We start from the raw sequence: 18,504 nt of genomic DNA, 5'->3' as shown, positions 1-18,504 counted from the left end.
GGCAATCCGGTTTTTAGAAACTCCTTTAGAAATCAAGTAATCCCTAAGGTTTTTGCTCTATGTGGAGAAAGGGGTAAATTGTATGCAGCTGATCCTATCGGGTGCATATGGGCATTTCTTCCTCCTTATTCAGGCATTAACAAGCCTAAAATATCAATTGCAGCCTCACTGATCTTTGTTCCTGGACCAAATACAGCTGCCACTCCAGCATCAAATAGAAATTGATAATCTTTACGGGGTATCACGCCACCTACCACAATCATGATGTCTTCTCGGCCATATTTTTTTAACTCTTCCATCACTTGAGGAACAAGGGTTTTGTGTCCTGCAGCAAGGGAAGAAACGCCCAAAACGTGCACATCGTTTTCTACAGCTTGCTTAGCAGCCTCAGCAGGTGTTTGAAATAAAGGTCCAATATCTACATCAAATCCCACGTCTGCATAGCCAGTAGCGATTACTTTTGCACCTCGATCGTGCCCATCTTGTCCCATTTTAGCGACCATAATTCTCGGTCTGCGCCCTTCTACTTTTGCAAATTGGTCAGCTAGTTGTTGCGCTTTCGCGAAAGCGGGATCATTCATAATTTCTTTTTTATAGACACCTTGTACGCTTTTAATAGTGGCTCGATAGCGGCCGTACACTTCTTCTAGTGCATCAGATATCTCTCCTAAAGTAGCTCGCTCTTGAGCTGCAGTTACCGCCAGCTGAAGTAAATTACCGCGATTTTTTTTGGCGCAATCCGTTAAGGCTTGAAGAGCCTTTTTTACTTGCACTTTATTTCTAGTGGCTTTTATTTCCTTTAAACGATCCACTTGCTCATTTCTTACTGCGTCATTATCTACTTCAAAAGTATCCATATGGTCTTCATCAGGACTCAAGTATTTATTCACACCTACAATAGTGTCGATTCCAGAATCTATACGTGCTTGTTTTTTTGCCGCAGCCTCTTCAATGCGCATTTTAGGAATTCCAGCTTCGATCGCTTTGGTCATTCCGCCTAGTTCTTCAACTTCTTGTATGAGCTCCCAGGCTTTGTCGGTTATTTGATCGGTAAGTGATTCTACGTAATAAGATCCAGCCCAAGGATCTACTGTTTTTGTAATCCCAGTCTCTTCTTGAAGAAACAGCTGCGTATTTCTTGCGATACGGGCGCTAAAATCTGTCGGTAAAGCAATGGCTTCATCGAGCGCGTTGGTATGCAAACTCTGCGTTCCACCAAAAGCTGCCGCAGAGGCTTCGATTGCCGTACGCGCCACATTATTAAAGGGATCTTGCTCCGTAAGAGACCATCCAGAAGTCTGGCAATGGGTTCTTAACGCCAGTGATTTTACGTTCTTAGGATGGAACTGTTTGATTAATTTTGCCCATAGCATACGTGCTGCGCGCATTTTGGCAATCTCCATAAAGTGATTCATTCCTATGGCCCAGAAGAAAGATAGGCGAGGAGCAAAGCTGTCAATATCCATTCCTGCGTCCAGACCTTTACGTACATATTCCAAGCCGTCGGCAAGTGTGTACGCTAACTCTATATCACTTGTTGCGCCAGCTTCATACATATGGTAGCCAGATATAGAAATAGAGTTGAACTTAGGCATGTGCTCGCTCGTGTATTCAAAAATATCTGAGATAATCTGCATACTAGGCGCAGGCGGATAGATGTACGTATTGCGCACCATGAATTCTTTTAGAATATCGTTCTGTATCGTACCACTTAATGATTTAAGATCCACTCCTTGTTCCATGGCAGCAACGATATAAAATGCCATAATAGGTAATACGGCGCCATTCATGGTCATAGAAACAGACATTTTATCTAAGGGTATACCTTCAAAGAGAATTTTCATATCCTCCACACTATCAATAGCAACACCAGCTTTACCCACATCCCCTGCAACTCGTTCGTGATCGCTGTCATAACCTCTATGTGTGGCGAGATCAAAAGCAACAGATAATCCTTTCTGACCAGCAGCGAGATTGCGTTTATAAAAGGCATTAGATTCCGTAGCGCTAGAAAAACCAGCGTACTGCCGCACGGTCCATGGCCTGCGCACATACATAGTAGAGTAGGGACCACGTAAGTTAGGAGCTATTCCAGCTACAAAATCAAGGTGTTCCAATTTTGCGATATCTTCTTTTGTGTATTCTTTCTTAATTGAAATCCCTTCAGAAGTTTCATAAGTAGCGGTTTCTGGTCGTGCTTTATGAAAATCGTAATTGGGTTTTATGTGGGTGATGTCTTTTCTTTTCATAATACTATGATCTGGTTGGCACTAGTTTTACAAGAGAACTTTTTTGAGCAAGATAGCAGGAAACGATCAACAGATCGGTTTTCAAAATAAAGCGCTAGTGCATTCCTATAATTGGAATCTTTGTTTTCTATAGCTGGTGAACTAGAAACAGCACACTTCATTTTGTTGTCTTTATTTATTTGAAAATAATGCAGTGAGGTATTCAATACACGCTTGTTAATCTCCATTAATTTATTCTCCTGCAATGAACCGAATTTGGTTTTTTTAGCGATGTTTGGAATTCCTTTCATTTGAACATTAATAGGTGGATCGTATTCTAATTCTCCGTTTTTATTTGATACATTTATTTCGGCATCTCATGTATAAATGATCCTTTCAGAATCTAATTTTGAGTAACAGCAGGTGCCACAAGATAACTTATCAAAGCGACTTTCATAAGGTCGGAATTGATTCTATCTTATTGAATTATACATCTTCATAATAAAATCATCACAATTTCTTTATTTCGCTTTTTTCCAGCTCTTCTGCAATTCTTTTGGCTACTATAGGTTGCACTAAAGTCTTGCGCGGATTCACTTTTACGAAAGGTAGGATTTCATATTCTTTTTGCAAGGGTTGTGCAGCATTAGGATACTTATTTGCTCCTATAAGAACTCTTTTTCCAGTATTGAAATCTTCTTGTTCTTGTCGCGCACTTTCTTTGATTTTACGTTGTATTGTTCCTTCAAAAAGGGATTGTACAAAGCCGCCAGCTTTCTCGATATCCTTAAAGGTTTCCAGCGCTTTTTCTACCAGTTGCGTGGTAATTGTATCTATATAGTAAGAGCCGTCTGAAGCGTTTCCTATCTTATTGAGGTAAGCTTCATCCTTCAATATTATTAATTGGTTGCGGGCAATCCTATCGCCGAATTCGTTTTCCTTATTAAAAAAAGTATCGTAGGGAAGGTTGCATAAGGTATCTGCACCGCCTAAAATAGCGCTCATACATTCTGTGGTTGTGCGCAATAAGTTCACGTTGTAATCCATCAAAGATTTATTGCGCAAGCTTGGAGTAGCGGTAATATAACAACCTAAATCAATTGCGTAAATATCTCCAAGTGATTTAGTTAGTATGCGATAGGCACGGTATTTTGCAATTTCAAAAAAGTAATTGCTACCTATGGCGGTATCGATGTTGATTCTTTTTGTCGCTTTAGAAGTTTTACGGAGCCCTATCTGATCTTCTGTATCCTTGTTTTCCTTAAAAGAATCCAGTTTACCAGCATTATTTAAGTGATTTAAATATTCATTGAGATGAGCTGTAAAATAAGCTAATTCTTGAGTGATGGTCGCGCCAGACTGTTGATACGCTGTGGTGTCTACTGTAATATTCGAAAAATAACCATTAAAATCTGTGATGAAAGAATCAAAATTTTTATAGTCTTGATCTTTATTTTTAAACCAATTTCCTTCAGATGTTAATTGATGTATGATGTCTATGTGAACGTAGGCATGTGGTGCTATTTTATAAATAGATTTCAAATAATCTATATCAAAAAATTGTGTGTGTATTTGAATTCCCACCTTAGGAAGGTTTTTTAACAAAATAGCTGGGTCCACCTCTTTATTCGGAATATTCAACAGAAGGCCCTCGCCACCGCGATGGAGTATATCGAGTGCTTTTTTGTTTGCTGCAACTGCATTACCTGCATAAATACGTTGGGAAATATACCAGTCGTTAGTCTGTGATGAGCGATTGGGAATATGGAGTACTGGAGCGCTATCTCTGTGGTAAAAAGGCTTGATATTGATTCTTTCGCGAGTGGCTGTTATGAGCGTATCATTATATTCAGCTCCTTTGAGGTCAAACTGTATTTTTTGTTTCCATTGTGCTTCAGAAACAGGGTCAAAATTTTTAAAAAGTTCCTTATTCATTATCGTCAGTTTTTACAGAATCTGGGTGTTGAATGATAAATACTTCTTCATTATCACGCTTCATTAAGTAGCGTTCTCTTGCAAATTTTTCTATGCCGAGACTGTCTTGTAAGGACACAATTCTTGCTTGATCACGTGAGATTCCTTTTTTGTAGAAGTCTGCATTATGCTGTTTTTCATCAAGTTGTTTATCAATAGCTTTATGAGCGGTAGCCCAAGCACTACCATCTAGAAATAAGATCCAGATGCCAAAAAAAATGGTGATGATCGTATATTTATTACTAAAAAATTTCCACCACGGATTAGTCTTTAATTTTTTCAATCCCATAAGTGGAAATTTAAGAAATTATCCTAGCTTTTGATCAATAATGGTACGCAAGATTTTAACACCGACAGAATTAAAGCGATTGGTAGGTATTATAACGTCTGCATATAATTTAGTAGATTCTATAAACTGTTGGTGCATAGGTTTTAATGTGTTTTGGTAACGCTCTAATACCTCATTGAGATTACGGCCACGATCTGCAATATCACGTTTTAATCTTCTGATCAATCGCTCATCGCTATCACAGTCAATATATACTTTTATATCAAATAATTTACGTATGCTCGGCATGGTAAGAATCAAAATCCCTTCTACTATAATTACTTTACTAGGTACTGTTCTTATCGTTTCTCCGGTACGATTATGTTCTACAAAACTGTATACAGGTTGATCTATGGTATTTCCTTTTTTTAATTCTAGAAGGTGTTTTTCTAAGAGATCAAAGTCAATACTTTCTGGATGGTCAAAGTTGATTTGTGTGCGCTCCTCATAGGTGAGGTTGCTGGTATCTTTATAATAAGAATCTTGAGAGATAACCGTTACCTCGTGATCAGGATACTCATGAACCATTTGTTGTACAACTGTGGTCTTACCGCTGCCTGTTCCACCGGCGATTCCTAATATAAGCATGAAATAGTTTTGTTTTTGTAAAAGTACGGTTTTAGTGATGAGTTTTTGACCTTTTCTCCCGATAGCTATCGGAAGGGAGTGCTGCGTTTTAGGACATACTTTTAAATAGGTAGATGATTTTCAGCAAGCCTCCCGCCCCTTACTTCGATACTTTGATAAATAGCACAAGTAAACGATGCGTAGGTCGGACCTGGTATAGGGCTTAGGTTGTAATGGTCAAACCAAAAAAGGAAAATTCTATGTATTTTTGAAGCTAAAACGAACTGTCATAGCAACACCACCTCTATTTTCTCATGCTAAAAAAGCTACTAAAAAGTAGAATTTATATATGTATCAATCAATAGATTCAAAACTCAAAACCAAAAAACTTCTAGTAACTTTACAAAAAAAAGTAATATGCCTTTACAGATAGAAGCTAGTTGGAGAGAAGTATTGCAAGAGGAGTTTAGTCAGCCGTATTTCGAGGATTTGATTGAATACGTGAAGCACGAATATGGGGAACATACTTGTTATCCTCCAGGCAATAAGATTTTTGCAGCTTTTAATCGCACTCCCTTTGAGCAGGTTAAAGTGGTTGTTATAGGACAGGATCCTTATCATGGCGCTGGACAAGCAAATGGTTTGTGTTTTTCTGTGGCAGATGGTGTCAAGCACCCACCTAGCTTGATCAATATCTTTAAAGAAATCTCTAAAGATCTGAACCAGCCGTATCCAGAATCTGGAAATCTAGAGCGTTGGGCAGACCAAGGTATTTTATTACTCAATACAGTCCTTACGGTACGAGAATCTATGGCTGGTAGTCATCAGAAAAAAGGTTGGGAGAAATTTACTGATGCAGTGATTAAAAAGATCTCAGAAGAACGCAAAGATGTCGTTTTCTTGCTTTGGGGCGGATTTGCTAAGGGAAAGGCAAAATTAATAGATGAGAAATTCCATTTTATACTTGAAACGGGCCATCCGTCGCCATTAAGTGCTAACCGTGGTTATTGGTTTGGGAACCAGCATTTTTCTAGGGCCAATCGTTTTTTACAAGAAAAAGGAATAAAGCCAGTGAAGTGGTAGTTGGTGAACAGTTTGAAGTATATTTATTTTTAAGCAACCTACCCGCTTCCAACTGTTATTTTGTGAGATCTCAATCGATAACTTCTTGTAAATAACTTAAGATATTCGTCTTTTTTTGTATTTTATATCTGAGGTATAGGCTATCTCTGTAATTTTAAAGATGGCCATTAGGTTGCTAAACAACTAGAGTAGCAGGTGTATGATTTTCATTTCAATCAGGATTTTTTTACAACTGTTTTAGAGGAAAGGAATGAAGCTAAGGTATTCAATTTTATAATTATTCTTGATATTTATTTATCACAGCCTTTTGACCTGTTTAATTTTAATTATGGTGAAAATGTTCTAATTTTGCTGTTGTGTGAGGGATTGCAGTGAAAATCCCACAGCTGGGACCCAAATTTTCTTGGGTACTGTGCGAGGAATTGAAACGGAAAGCCCGACCACCTTTGTGGTCACGCCCTAATCGATAAGGTTAAAGTGATAAAATACCTTATATTACCAGTTATCAAAAACTATTCATGAGTACAGATATAAAAGTTAACAGACCAACGCCCATAGACTTAACGGATAGGCCAGCATTTTATGATGCCGATTCCAATCTGGTTACGACTATGAATAATTTAGAGGAGGGAAAAGTAGTTCTTGTGAGATCATTTTATAGCAACGGTTTAAATTTACTTAAGGAACTGCATGTGCACCTTAAAAAGAAATTGCCTAACAAAACCTATCAAGAGCAGCAAATATATAGAGATACTTACCGCAAGCTTTCTCATCTTATTTTATTAGAAATAGTTCAGCATCAGCTAGAAGTTAAAAAAGCACCTTCTATTGGATGGTTAGAAAAGTTATATCCAGATACGAGTGAGTTTCATCTTCCTATTCCTCAGGTTCAAGGACTCAATAGCTCCTGGCAATGGTATAAAAAAGGTATTTCTATTCCTGTATTGCGCAATAAAATTCATCCTTACTACGGTACTTATTTTCCGACACGTTTTGATCATTTAGAGGTCTTTGACAACTACTTAGAACGTTATGAGGGACCTAAGAAAGCCGCTTATGATATAGGAACAGGATCAGGCGTGTTAGCTCTTCAGATGACCAAGTACGGTTTTCAAAAAGTATCTGGTACAGATGTGAATCCTAATGCCATTTTCGGTTTAAAAGAATTTATGGGAGAAACTAAATTATCTCGTAAGATTGAGCTCGATCACGCACCACTTTTTGGCAAGTTTGATACTCCTGCAGAGCTTATTGTATTTAATCCGCCATGGTTACCAGCATCACAAGAAGTCGATGGACTGGATGAAGCTATCTATTATACTGTAGATTTATTTCCAGCATTCTTTGAAGGAGCAAAAGAGCGTTTGTTACCGGATGGAAAAATAGTGCTTCTATTTTCTAATATTGCACAGATAACAGAGGTTACTAAAGAACACCCTATAGAAAAGGAGCTGGTAGAAAATGACAGATTTAAGTTAGAACGTTGTTTTAAAAAGCGAGTAAATTCTGCTTCCGAAAAAACCAAACGCGATCCACACTGGCGTGATATGGAAGAGGTAGAGCTTTGGGAATTGAGTCATAAGTAGGATTTGATGGTAGTAGTTAATTAATTTTTCGTTCTTCTTCGGTACGGGTTAGATACCAGTAGAATATATAAAATATGCTCAGCACACCAGCTATAAAGGCCCATAGAAGGCTCCTGTTCCTGGTCCATGAACACACAACGGCAATGGAAGAAAAGACAGCTGATCCTGCAGATATTCCTGTGGTGTAGTTCGGTACTTCCTGTAATAAAATGGTTAATTGCATTTTTCTGATTTTATTGTTATTTTAATGGTAAGGTTTATAATGTTGTGGAACGCTGGCGTAATATTAATTACATACTTGGCAGTTCATAAGAATCCTTCACGGGTCCAGTTGGTTGTTAACTAACTGTTCGATGATTTTACTTCAAGAGCGCTATGAATATCTAGTTCTCTACTGATACTGGCTTTACTATCCATCAGGAGGTCAATCTTATCAGTTTTAATATAAACTCATCCTTAATACTACTTAGGATGAAGTTCTTAAAATTGAAAGTACTGAATTTTAACTTCCTCTTTTACAAGTGTCTTATAGCCATCAAAGTCGACATTTTCAAATTTTTTAAATTTCAATATGTCGGTGTAATAATTTACCGCAGTATTTTTGTTGCGCATTGGTATTTTAGGGTGGATACCGATTGAAATAATTTCAATATTCTATCTATAAAACTCAAGAAACTCTTGAAAAGCTGCAAAGATCTTTTCCTTATAGCAACTAAGGTGGTAAAAAGGACAAGCGTTTTCTTAGGAAATATATCATCAATTATAAAGCAGATTCAATGTTGTCAGGCTCGTTTTTTTAATTGACGGTTGGTTTAAGTACGCTGTTTATTTGATTTAATTTACCGTCAATAGTATTTGGGATTTCTAGTTTTAAGATCTCACATATTAGTGGGTAGATGTGAATGTTTTTTAAGGAGGGAATGGCATAGTTATTTTTAAAAGCAGGGCCGTTTGCATAAAATATCCCGTGCATATCTTTTTGTTTAGTGTCATAGCCGTGAACACCAACCGTTGTGATGTTATTTTCGTGTAAAGAGGCTATGCGTTTTCTACTGCTGAAATAATAACCAAAGTCTGGTAATACTTGGAAGGTTCCCCAATCTTTGTTTTTTGGTGTGTATTCAAAACCGGGAGTGTTTTCAGTTTTATAAACTTTAAAATGAGCTTCCTTTTGCTTTAAATAGGTGTAAACAGCATCCTTATCAATATCTTTTTTGGGATGAATATTTACTATAGCACCATTGTTTATGGTCAAAAATAACTCATCATTCTCTATAGATTCTATCGGGATCATTTTAGAGGTAGATAATTCTGTCATGCCATGATCAGAAACGATAATGATGTTGATGGGTAGGCCAGTAGCCTCTGCCTCTTTAAACAGAGTGCCCAAATTTTCATCTAAGTCAAATAATGCTTTTTTTAATTCTTCATCATTTCTTGGACCGTATTTATGTCCTGTATCGTCCATGTCAGAAAAGTACATAGTAATTAAATGAGGTCTCCTCTTTTTAGGTAATCCCAGCCAGTCAATAACTTGAGTAACGCGTTTTTGATTTTCTATTTTACCATCATATATTTCATAATAACTAGGTCTTATACCTTGAATAGCCGCTTCAGAACCCACAAAAAAATAACTAGCCGAAACCATATGAGCCCTTTCTGCTTGCACCCAAATTGGGTCACCTCCATAAAAGGTGCCATCTTCAACCATCTCACGGTTTCCTATATTATAGGTAACCTTTTTTTCATTGCTATAAAACGAATTACCTATAATGCCATGTTGATCTGGATACATACCTGTAGCAATGGTATAATGGTTGGGGAAAGTTTTAGATGGGAATGAAGGAATTAATGATTGTGCTTTCACACCATTATTGATAAATGTACTTAAATGTGGGGGTTGATACTTTTCCACATAATCCCATCTAAAACCATCGAGAGAAATTAATATAACATAAGGTTTTTCAAGGGAAGCTTTTGAATTAATAGTAGGTGTTGATCCCGTTACATTTGAACTGGATTTACAGGATGGTAAGGTGCATATGCAAATGATTAAAATAATCCCGTACACAATAGTTTTTTTCATCATTATAGTTCGATTTTAAGGTTGCTTTGAATGATTAAAGTTATAGGGTTAGTGATGTGTTTTATCAAATATCAGTACCTCTTTTCATTTGCTGTTGATGAGGTAAATCTAGTGAATTGGTAAAGCTTTAGGGCATGCCTTAAAAATTTCTTACTTATGTTTTACATAATGACAACCAGTTTTATTAGTAACAGCCTTTATGTCGTGAAGCATTGAATTAAAGGAAGGAGTAAAATCTTCTTTGTTACTTATGTTTGCGACGATGGAACTCAGAAAATACAGTTTAGCAATAGAAAAAAAAATTTTAAAATCATCTTTACAAGAAGGTGTTTTTTGATGATTTTATTAGTGTTAATCATTTTATAGAATTCGAGGAATAATAAATATCTTTATTATGAAGCTACAGTCTCAAATAATGGTTGGATAGCTATTGTGTTTTCTTTACTTAGTCAAGAGCCAGTTCGGCAAATTATTAATATAAAATCGAAATATAGGCAGGTAGAGATTATGAATAAACTACAAATTTCCTATGTCCAATAGCTTTTAAAGTTACTCTTGTATTAGCGTCAAATACATGATTTTTTAATTACCTGAAGTAAATACTTTAACGATGCGATAAGATGGGAGTAATGGCAATTGTTTGGTGCAATGTTGTTTATTCTTTTTTGAATCAATAGCAAGGTTACTTATTATAAACTGGTGAGGTATTGCTAAGTGTTTTTGGATAAATCACAAGTGTTTTAGATCTTTCTTATTCTTATAACATGTATTTCAACGGATAAAAATGGCTTTATATCATAAATATTATATAAATCATCGATTAAATGATATTAAATTAGACGAATGGATATTATTTGATATATTTAAATAATTAATGTGTTAAATGATACTTATGAAATCTTACTTAAAATATTTTTTAATTGGTCTTGCTTTATGTTTTTTTTACAGCGGATATTCACAAGTCGGTATAGGAACAAGATTGCCAGAAGAATCCTCAATATTAGATATTTCTTCTACCAATAAAGGGCTTTTAATTCCTCGGCTAATCACATCAGAAAGAGATAACATAGCACTTCCAGCGACAGGCTTAATTATTTTTAATATTTCAGAGAACGACGTTGAGTTTAATGTTGGAACTCCAGAGGCACCTGTTTGGATAGGTACTAAAAGGCCTGTTAAACCCATGATGTATTCAGTTTCTGAGGGTAGTGTTGTCAGCACTGAATCTTTAAGTAACTCACTAATTACGGGCATGACTGTGTCTTGTTCACCAGGCACCTATTTAGCATCCTTTAATGCGCAGCATACAGGAAATGAAACTCAGACATTCAGTTCGTCCAGAGGTGTTCTTGATTTGGTTGATATATACGATGATTTAATAGCTTTCCCAGGCGGAGTACCACATGGGGTTACTTTTGGTGGTGGTGAGGTTTTATCCCCAGGAGTTTATGACGTAGCCGGAGCGGCATCTATTACGGGCTCACTTACCTTAGATGGTGGAGGAGATTCTTCTTCTGTGTTTATTATCAGATGTACTGGTGCTTTTTCAGCAGCAGCTAATTCCAATCTTATTTTGCAGGGAGATGCAGAGGCTAGGAATATATTTTGGGTGGCGACTGGTACAAGTTCAGCCATGACTATAAGCGAGTACTCATCAATGAAAGGAAACTTAATATCCAATTCCGGGGCGATTTCAATGGCCGCTAATACGAGTCTTAAGGGAAGGATGTTTACAAAGACAGGAGCAGTTAGTGTCGGTGCAAATAGTGTTCTTATAACTCCATTAGGTGATTCCCCTATTGATTTAAGAACGCTTGCTTCTTTTGTCATGTTCAGCACTAATGGCGCCATTACATCTGACGCAACTTCTATCATCCATGGAGATTTGGGTACTGCATTAGGAGCTATAGCTATTGCAGGCACTCATTATGGGGAGAAATTTCCACCCGGTACGAAGCCTGTTGTGGGAACCAAAGGAACAACCTACTCTTTGCATGAAAATGGAGTTGAAATAGCAAATTCTAGTAGAATAATTAATTCATTAAGTACGGTAGTGTCTCTTCACACAATGGTGACGTTAACCGAACAGAGAGACATTGAAGTGCGATGGAAAGTTGATGCTGGTGAAGCAATTCTCGATAATAGAGTTTTATCGTTGATTCGTTCAGACAATTAATGTTCTTCGAGTTGAAAGTGATAATTTTGATGGTTGACTAAAATACCTTTGTGTTTTTAGACAATAATCCGGAATATTTAGGCGTATTAAATAAATCACATAGATAGAACCATGCGAGGTTTTAATAAATAAGCTTTTTATGAGCAATTAAATTTATTTCTGAAAGCCAGTTTTTAAGTTTTATGATCTTTATAATCACGCAAAAAAAACTTTGGTACATGCCGTAACACCTATGTTTTAAGTTTTATTCTATTACATTCAGACGTTCAACTACAAATAACAAAAAAGATAATACAGTTGCTGTACACCGTAAAGCCTCGACTTCGACAGCCATGTTAATTTGCTCTTTTTATTATTTGATGCATCTTCTCCCGATAGCTATCAGGACTGTGAGGTTGTAGATCTCATTTTTAAGCCTTAACGGAGCTTATTTCCGTATCGTTGTGAGTAACGTAGCTGGTTCCTTTATAAATCAATGGTTATGAATAAATATTTTTTTTGAGTTGACATAAGTGTTTACCTATTAGATGTATAGGGCTTTAAAACGGGTGTACTTTAGTATTAAAACAATGAATTTAGAGCTATAAAGTTCCTTATATAATTTCTAGATGATCTTTGAGTAGCTATGGAATGATTGGGTTATTATCATTACACACTTGTACCGTTTTTTTTTTACAAAACTGGAGTAGTGTTGTCAGTTATAATTTCTTTATCTGTCAATAGATGTATTCCCCATTTCTTTGATGTGTTAGCTTTCGCGAAAGCCCTACAAAAGGAGCATAGGAGTTAAAATAAAGACTGATAATAGTGATGTTAGAGCAGTCTGTGAACACGCGAGGATTATTGATTTTTTTGTTTTACTATGAAACTGCCGTGTATGTGATCTGCTTGGTTTAACTGGAACGCGGCCCAAGGGTAGGCCACCTTGAGAGGCGCAGTGGTGGTCATGTAAGCATCAGCCATCTACTTGATTGTAACCAGTTGTTATAATCCAAAATGGTTGATAGGACCATTTCCTTTACCTAAAATTTTATTTTCTCCTTGCGCTATGGCTCGATTTATATAATGGCATCCTTTTTTTACTGCGTCTTGTAAATTGTGTCCTAAACTCAAAAAAGTAGCGATACTTGATGACAAGCTACAGCCTGTTCCATGTGTGTTTTTAGTAGCTATCCAAGGGTTGTTAATAGTTATTATTTTGTCTTCATTAAATAGGTACAATACATCTGTGGTCTCTCTGCCTTTATGTTTTAAATGACCTCCTTTTAATAAAACAGATGTGTGGTATACTTGTCCAATCTCTCTAGCCGAATTTGCCAAGTTCCTTAATTCAATAGTACCGTCTATTAAAAGTTCGGCTTCAGGAATATTGGGAGTAATTAAACTCGCATTTGGGAGAAAGGCTTTCAGAGAAGAGATAGCGTCATTAACCATAAGCGTATCTCCAGAAGTTGCTACCATAACTGGGTCGAGTACTATATTTTTAAAATTGTACGGGTTTAGTTTTTTTACTACTGTATCAATCACTTCAGAAGAATGCAACATGCCAATTTTTATTGCACCAAAAGTGATATCGTTTAAAACAGCATCTAATTGTTTTTCTATATGCAAAATAGGTATGGGGTGTATGTCCAATATTCCTTGTGTATTTTGAGCTGTAGTGGCTGTAATAACGGATGCTGCATAAGCACCACAGGCACTAATACTTTTGATATCTGCTTGAATACCTGCACAACCTCCTGAGTCGCTGCCTGCAATTGTCAATACACTGTTATAGGCTGTTTTTAAATTTTCCATTCTTCTTTATTATAGGCACTGTCCCAAAACATCCATTCTAATTTTGATGCTTTTGCAAAAGCCACTTCCATGTTTTTTAACTTTTCATCTGAAGCCGTTTGTGCATGCCTATTCGTTATTTCTACAGCCTTATTTACCGAGTTTTCAAAATCTTCTCCTCCGTAGGTGTTTATCCAATCTTGATAAGGGTTGTCTTTCTTGTTGCTCTGATGTGCAAGGACATAATCTCCTATTTCTTTATAGATGGTAAAGCAGGGCAATACAGCTGCTAAACCTTCTTCTATACTGTGATTGTTTGCGATACGTGCTAGATAACTGATGTACAACTCGCAACTAGGGGAAGCTTCCTTATTAAAGTTACTTTTGTCTATAAAAGTGAGATGCAGCTCATTCTCAACGTTGATGATTCCTGTGGCCGAATTTAAAAAAAATAGCGCGTCCTCCGTACTGGTGCATTTAACACTTAATAGAGCTAATATCTTTTTATACTCAGACAAGTATAAGGAATCTTGATTGATATAATATTGAAATACGTCTTTAGGAAGGGTCCCTTTGATTAACTCCGTAATAAAAGGGTGGTCTTTTATTTCTTCCAGGATAAAGTCTGATTTTCCTCTTACGGTCTGATACCAGTTTGCCATATTATTTCTTTTAATTTTTTCGTTTCTTTTTCGGGGAACGCTGCTTTAGAAATAGCCGATATTACCGCAATACCATTAGAGCCATTTTTTATGATGTTTGCAACATTATTTGTTTGTATTCCTCCAATACAAACAATAGGTTTAGAAAATAAGGTTCTAATTATATGAAGTCCCTCAATACCTAATGGAGTTGCTAAATCTGATTTTTTAGTGGCAGTATTAAAAATAGGAGAGATACCTATATAGTCTACACCTAGTTTTTCAGCCGCTATAGCTTGGTCCCTGTCGCTTACAGATAATCCTACTATTTTATTGGTACCTACTAGTTTTCTAGTCAAAGAATAAGGCAGGTCCTTCTGTCCTATATGCACCCCATCTGCATCTACTGCCAAGGCAATATCTATTCTATCATTAATTATGAATGGAACCTTATACCTATGGCAAAGTGTTTTTGATTGCAGGGCACGTTTATAAAAAGTATAGGTGTCGCAATTTTTCTCTCTGAGTTGAATAATAGTTGCGCCGCCTTTTAATGAATCTTCTAAAATTTTAAAAAAAGCATCATCATCTGTAACGCTATCATCGGTTACAAACATTAAAGAATAATCTATACTATTCATCTAATTTAATTTCCTTCTTTATGATTTCATCCGACATCAAGTACAAACTATCTGTAAAATTGACCTGAAAACTACCCGGTCCTTTTGACATTTTACCTGCCCTATCACCTGCTATTCCCATAATAGCCATTGCGGCAGTAGAAGCTAAATGCATATTAGGTTCAACAGCCATACAAGCTCCTATTATAGAGGTTGAGGTACATCCCATACCTGTAACTTTTGTCATTAGCGCATTACCATTAGAAATTTTACTGATTACATCACCTGTAATGATATAATCTATTGCACCACTAACAACTATCGTGTTGTTTAATTTTTTTGATAATTTTATAGCTCCTATAACGGCATCTTCCGTTTGTATAGTGCTGTCTACTCCTTTAGTATTATGGGTTAGTTGAGCCAAAGCCATAATTTCTGAAGCATTTCCTCTGATTACATTTGGAGCAGCTATTTTTATAATTTCCAGAGCAGTTTGTGTCCTGTATGTTGACGCGCCTATACCTACTGGATCAAAAACGAAAGGCGTATGACTTTCTTTAGCTTTTTTAGCGGCTAAGAGCATGCTGTCTATCCATTTTTCACTCAAAGTACCCATATTAATCACCAAAGAAGATGCGATGGAAACCATATCTTCTACTTCTTCTATAGCGTGCGCCATAACAGGTGAAGCGCCTATAGCTAACAAAGCATTTGCCGTAGAATTCATGACAACATAATTGGTGATGTTATGTACAAGTGGATTTTTAACACTTATGTTATGTAATATGTTCTCTATACCGATCATTTTTATTGTAATTCTGAATGACGTTTTTGTACAAGGTGAATAACTTATTTTAAGCTACTAAATTAGTAAACAAATCACAGATAGAAAATGACAAAGGCACTTTCTATCTTAAGTACTTGAAATAATAATTAATTACACATTGCTTCTTTGTAAAACTACTTATATTGTCGTAGTAATTTGTATTTCCTTTTTCAGTATCCCCTTTTTTAAATGCTATTCTTCCATGATGAAAGGACTTTTTGTCCAGACATCTTTTAGGATGTTTTATTTTAATTACTTAATAAAACGTCCTTGATCTTTTTTAATTTTACTGCTTTTCAGAAACTTACATTTTTAGAAGTACCCAACTGAATTGACTGAGCAAGTTATTTAATTCCAATTACATTTGATTTGAATTTGCTTTTTTTGGGTAAAACAGGATGCAAGCAATTAATTTACGCGTTTTATTCTTTTTGCACGTGATTTTCTCATTCATCCCATATTTTTAAATAGAATAAAAACTACTTCAAATTGTTCAAGAAACTGTTAGGAAAAGGAATATTAAATAAAAAGGCCTCCGTAGAAATTTACAAGGGTTAATTTCTTTTTATTAGGAAGGTGTTTTTGATTTATGTAGGCTTTATTAAAAACCGATCAAAAATAAACAGTCTGATTTAAGGCACGCGAATAGCCATTTTAAAAGCCTCTGTAAATTTAAAGTTAGGGTGTATATACAATGGTGAATACAAAATAACCTTAGGAATAAGGCAAGAGCTTTTAAGTGGTTTTACAATAGTATTATTGTGTTTTGCTTAGAGAGCTATATGTTCCTTATCACCCTATTTCGACATTTTTCATCTTCCTATCTCATTATAAATCAGCTTAAACGTCAGAAAAAACCGCTTAAAAGGAAAAATAAAAAATTAGAAACATTTTCATTAATTTTTAGGTATTTTTATATTACTATTACTCCCGTAAAGTTAAAATAGCAATCAAAAATTATGAAAATAATGCAACACATTCCGATCCTAGCAATGTTATTTGTGGGACTTATATCAGGTTGTTCTTCCGAGGTGGATTCCTTAGAATTTGACGAATTAAATGTGCCAATCAAACAATCATTTCCTTCGAGATTACCGGTCAATTTAGGTGTTGCTGGAGATTTTGCAATTCTTTCGAAATCAGGAATTACGAATGTGCCACCATCATTAATTGTAGGTGATGTGGGAACGAGTCCCATATCAGGTACTGCGCTTATACTAGAATGCCCAGAAGTTACCGGAAATATATACACGGTGGACGCAGGAGGCCCTCTTCCTTGTAGAATAACCGATGAGCCTAGACTTACAACTGCAGTGTTAAATATGGAGGCGGCCTATACGGACGCAGCTGGTCGTACTAATCCGGATTATTTAAATCAAGGAGCTGGAGTTATAGGAGGACTTAGATTAAGTCCAGGACTTCATAAATGGACAGGTACACTTTTGATACCAACAGATATAGAAATTGCTGGTGGCGAAGATGATGTATGGATATTTCAAGTTTCAGATACGTTTGAAATGAGCTCTGGTGTTAGAATGAATTTATCTGGAGGAGCACAGGCAAAAAATATTTTTTGGCAAGTAGCAGGTGCTGTGAGACTAGGTACCACATCTCATTTTGAAGGAAATTTATTGGGGGCAAAATCAATATCTGTGCAGACAGCAGCGACCGTTAATGGCAGGTTGTTGGCACAAACTGCGGTAACTTTAGAAATGAATACAGTTAGATTACCTGAGGAACTGCCTTCAGTCGAAGTTGGTGATTTGGTACATGGCGGTATAGTGTTTTGGGTTAATCCACAGGACAGTAGACATGGTTTAGTTAGTGCTCTTGAAAACGCATCACACGAGGATATGGAATGGGTGCAGAGAATTTCAATGATAGGCGCAATCGGTAACGACATAGGAAGCGGTGATTATAATACAAAACTAATAATTTCTGATAACCCGTTAGTTCCTGTGCTTAGCTATGCAGCGGGAGTATCAATATCTTATACAGGTGGAGGTTATTCTGATTGGTTTTTACCAAGTAAAGAAGAACTGGAAACAATATACATAAATAGAATAATTTTGGAATCAAAGTTAGGTGTGATTGGATTTAGTAATAGGTATTGGAGTTCTACAGAGGAAAATGATTCACAAGCTTGGTATCATAATTTTTCTAATGGTACTCCTTCTATGGGTCTAAAGACAGACAAGCAATATGTTCGTGCTATTAGAGCGTTTTAATTGTTTGAATACACACTAGAAATCGGTCCAAAAAAAATAAAATATTTGATATTTTAATTGCACTGCTTCCAAAATGGTAATAAGGTAAAAGGTTCTGCGAAAGTGGAACCTTTTTACATCCATTATGTTACTAGTACTATTTAGGATTAGTTGGTAGGTTTATATTTCTAAAACAGCTAGGAACAATATTATTAATTTGTATTTTAAATCAAAATATGCATTGCCTGCATTTAGTGATTCTTATTTGAGATATAAAGAGGATTTTAGAATAGAGATTGGTTTCCTATTTTCATGGTTGGTTTTATATCAAGAGAAACGTCTAATTTTTATAAAGAATATTAACCACTTCCTGTGAGCGTTTATTATTTATTTTAAAGATACCTCA

14 protein-coding genes are annotated in these 18,504 nt (G+C 36.0%); 4 read left to right on the top strand and 10 right to left on the bottom strand.

Annotation, left to right across the window (positions count from 1 at the left end; translation table 11 throughout):
* Positions 1-125: 125 nt before the first annotated feature.
* The 5 genes from scpA to udk all read right to left on the bottom strand — a co-directional run bounded on the left by scpA (position 126) and on the right by udk (position 5,118).
* Positions 126-2,249, bottom strand: coding sequence for a methylmalonyl-CoA mutase (gene scpA / locus ACJAT0_RS03570; RefSeq protein ID WP_415180556.1), 2,124 nt, complete (start codon positions 2,247-2,249; stop codon positions 126-128).
* Entirely contained in the window at positions 2,246-2,539 is a 294-nt protein-coding gene (locus ACJAT0_RS03565; protein WP_415180555.1) for a hypothetical protein, read from the bottom strand. Before ACJAT0_RS03565 ends, scpA begins: the two co-directional genes overlap by 4 nt.
* 199 nt (positions 2,540-2,738) lie before the next feature.
* Positions 2,739-4,163, bottom strand: a complete 1,425-nt coding sequence (locus ACJAT0_RS03560) for a methylmalonyl-CoA mutase subunit beta (RefSeq protein WP_415180554.1) — start codon at positions 4,161-4,163, stop codon at positions 2,739-2,741.
* Positions 4,156-4,491, bottom strand: a complete 336-nt coding sequence (locus ACJAT0_RS03555; protein WP_415180553.1) for an FtsB family cell division protein — start codon at positions 4,489-4,491, stop codon at positions 4,156-4,158. The genes ACJAT0_RS03560 and ACJAT0_RS03555 overlap by 8 nt, the downstream gene beginning before the upstream one ends.
* An 18-nt stretch (positions 4,492-4,509) precedes the next feature.
* On the bottom strand, positions 4,510-5,118 hold the full coding sequence (gene udk / locus ACJAT0_RS03550) for a uridine kinase (protein WP_415180552.1): 609 nt from the start codon (positions 5,116-5,118) through the stop codon (positions 4,510-4,512).
* A gap of 396 nt (positions 5,119-5,514) precedes the next feature.
* On the opposite strand from udk, the gene ung reads away from it, so the two are divergent.
* Positions 5,515-6,180, top strand: a complete 666-nt coding sequence (ung, locus tag ACJAT0_RS03545) for a uracil-DNA glycosylase (protein WP_374002201.1) — start codon at positions 5,515-5,517, stop codon at positions 6,178-6,180.
* A gap of 518 nt (positions 6,181-6,698) precedes the next feature.
* Complete coding sequence (locus tag ACJAT0_RS03540) at positions 6,699-7,766, top strand: methyltransferase (RefSeq protein ID WP_415180551.1); 1,068 nt, start codon at positions 6,699-6,701, stop codon at positions 7,764-7,766.
* A 796-nt stretch (positions 7,767-8,562) separates the two neighbouring features.
* Here the strand turns inward: ACJAT0_RS03540 and ACJAT0_RS03535 are convergent.
* A complete protein-coding gene (locus ACJAT0_RS03535) occupies positions 8,563-9,855 on the bottom strand; it encodes an ectonucleotide pyrophosphatase/phosphodiesterase (RefSeq protein WP_415180550.1) in 1,293 nt (430 codons plus the stop codon).
* A gap of 880 nt (positions 9,856-10,735) precedes the next feature.
* On the opposite strand from ACJAT0_RS03535, the gene ACJAT0_RS03530 reads away from it, so the two are divergent.
* The gene (locus ACJAT0_RS03530) at positions 10,736-12,028 is read left to right on the top strand and encodes an ice-binding family protein (protein WP_415180549.1); all 1,293 of its coding nucleotides are present in this window, start codon (positions 10,736-10,738) and stop codon (positions 12,026-12,028) included.
* A gap of 984 nt (positions 12,029-13,012) precedes the next feature.
* On the opposite strand, the gene thiD is transcribed toward ACJAT0_RS03530, so the two are convergent.
* Genes thiD through thiM form a run of 4 tightly spaced genes read right to left on the bottom strand, consistent with a single transcriptional unit; the run spans position 13,013 to position 15,870 of the window.
* A complete protein-coding gene (gene thiD, locus ACJAT0_RS03525; RefSeq protein WP_415180548.1) occupies positions 13,013-13,825 on the bottom strand; it encodes a bifunctional hydroxymethylpyrimidine kinase/phosphomethylpyrimidine kinase in 813 nt (270 codons plus the stop codon).
* Positions 13,813-14,466 (bottom strand): thiaminase II, encoded by a 654-nt coding sequence (gene tenA, locus ACJAT0_RS03520; RefSeq protein ID WP_415180547.1) that lies wholly within the window; start codon positions 14,464-14,466, stop codon positions 13,813-13,815. Before tenA ends, thiD begins: the two co-directional genes overlap by 13 nt.
* Complete coding sequence (gene thiE, locus ACJAT0_RS03515; RefSeq protein ID WP_415180546.1) at positions 14,442-15,086, bottom strand: thiamine phosphate synthase; 645 nt, start codon at positions 15,084-15,086, stop codon at positions 14,442-14,444. Before thiE ends, tenA begins: the two co-directional genes overlap by 25 nt.
* Positions 15,079-15,870 carry a hydroxyethylthiazole kinase gene (gene thiM / locus ACJAT0_RS03510; RefSeq protein ID WP_415180545.1) on the bottom strand — a complete coding sequence of 264 codons (792 nt, stop codon included), beginning with the start codon at positions 15,868-15,870 and terminating at the stop codon, positions 15,079-15,081. The genes thiE and thiM overlap by 8 nt, the downstream gene beginning before the upstream one ends.
* A 980-nt stretch (positions 15,871-16,850) precedes the next feature.
* Between thiM and ACJAT0_RS03505 the strand changes: the two genes are divergently transcribed.
* Entirely contained in the window at positions 16,851-18,119 is a 1,269-nt protein-coding gene (locus tag ACJAT0_RS03505) for an ice-binding family protein (RefSeq protein WP_415180544.1), read from the top strand.
* Positions 18,120-18,504 lie beyond the last annotated feature (385 nt).

Source organism: Nonlabens sp., from assembly GCF_047636915.1.
Lineage (GTDB): Bacteria > Bacteroidota > Bacteroidia > Flavobacteriales > Flavobacteriaceae > Nonlabens.
Note: the sequence above shows the minus strand (reverse complement) of the source record. Positions and strands in the feature narration are given on the sequence as shown.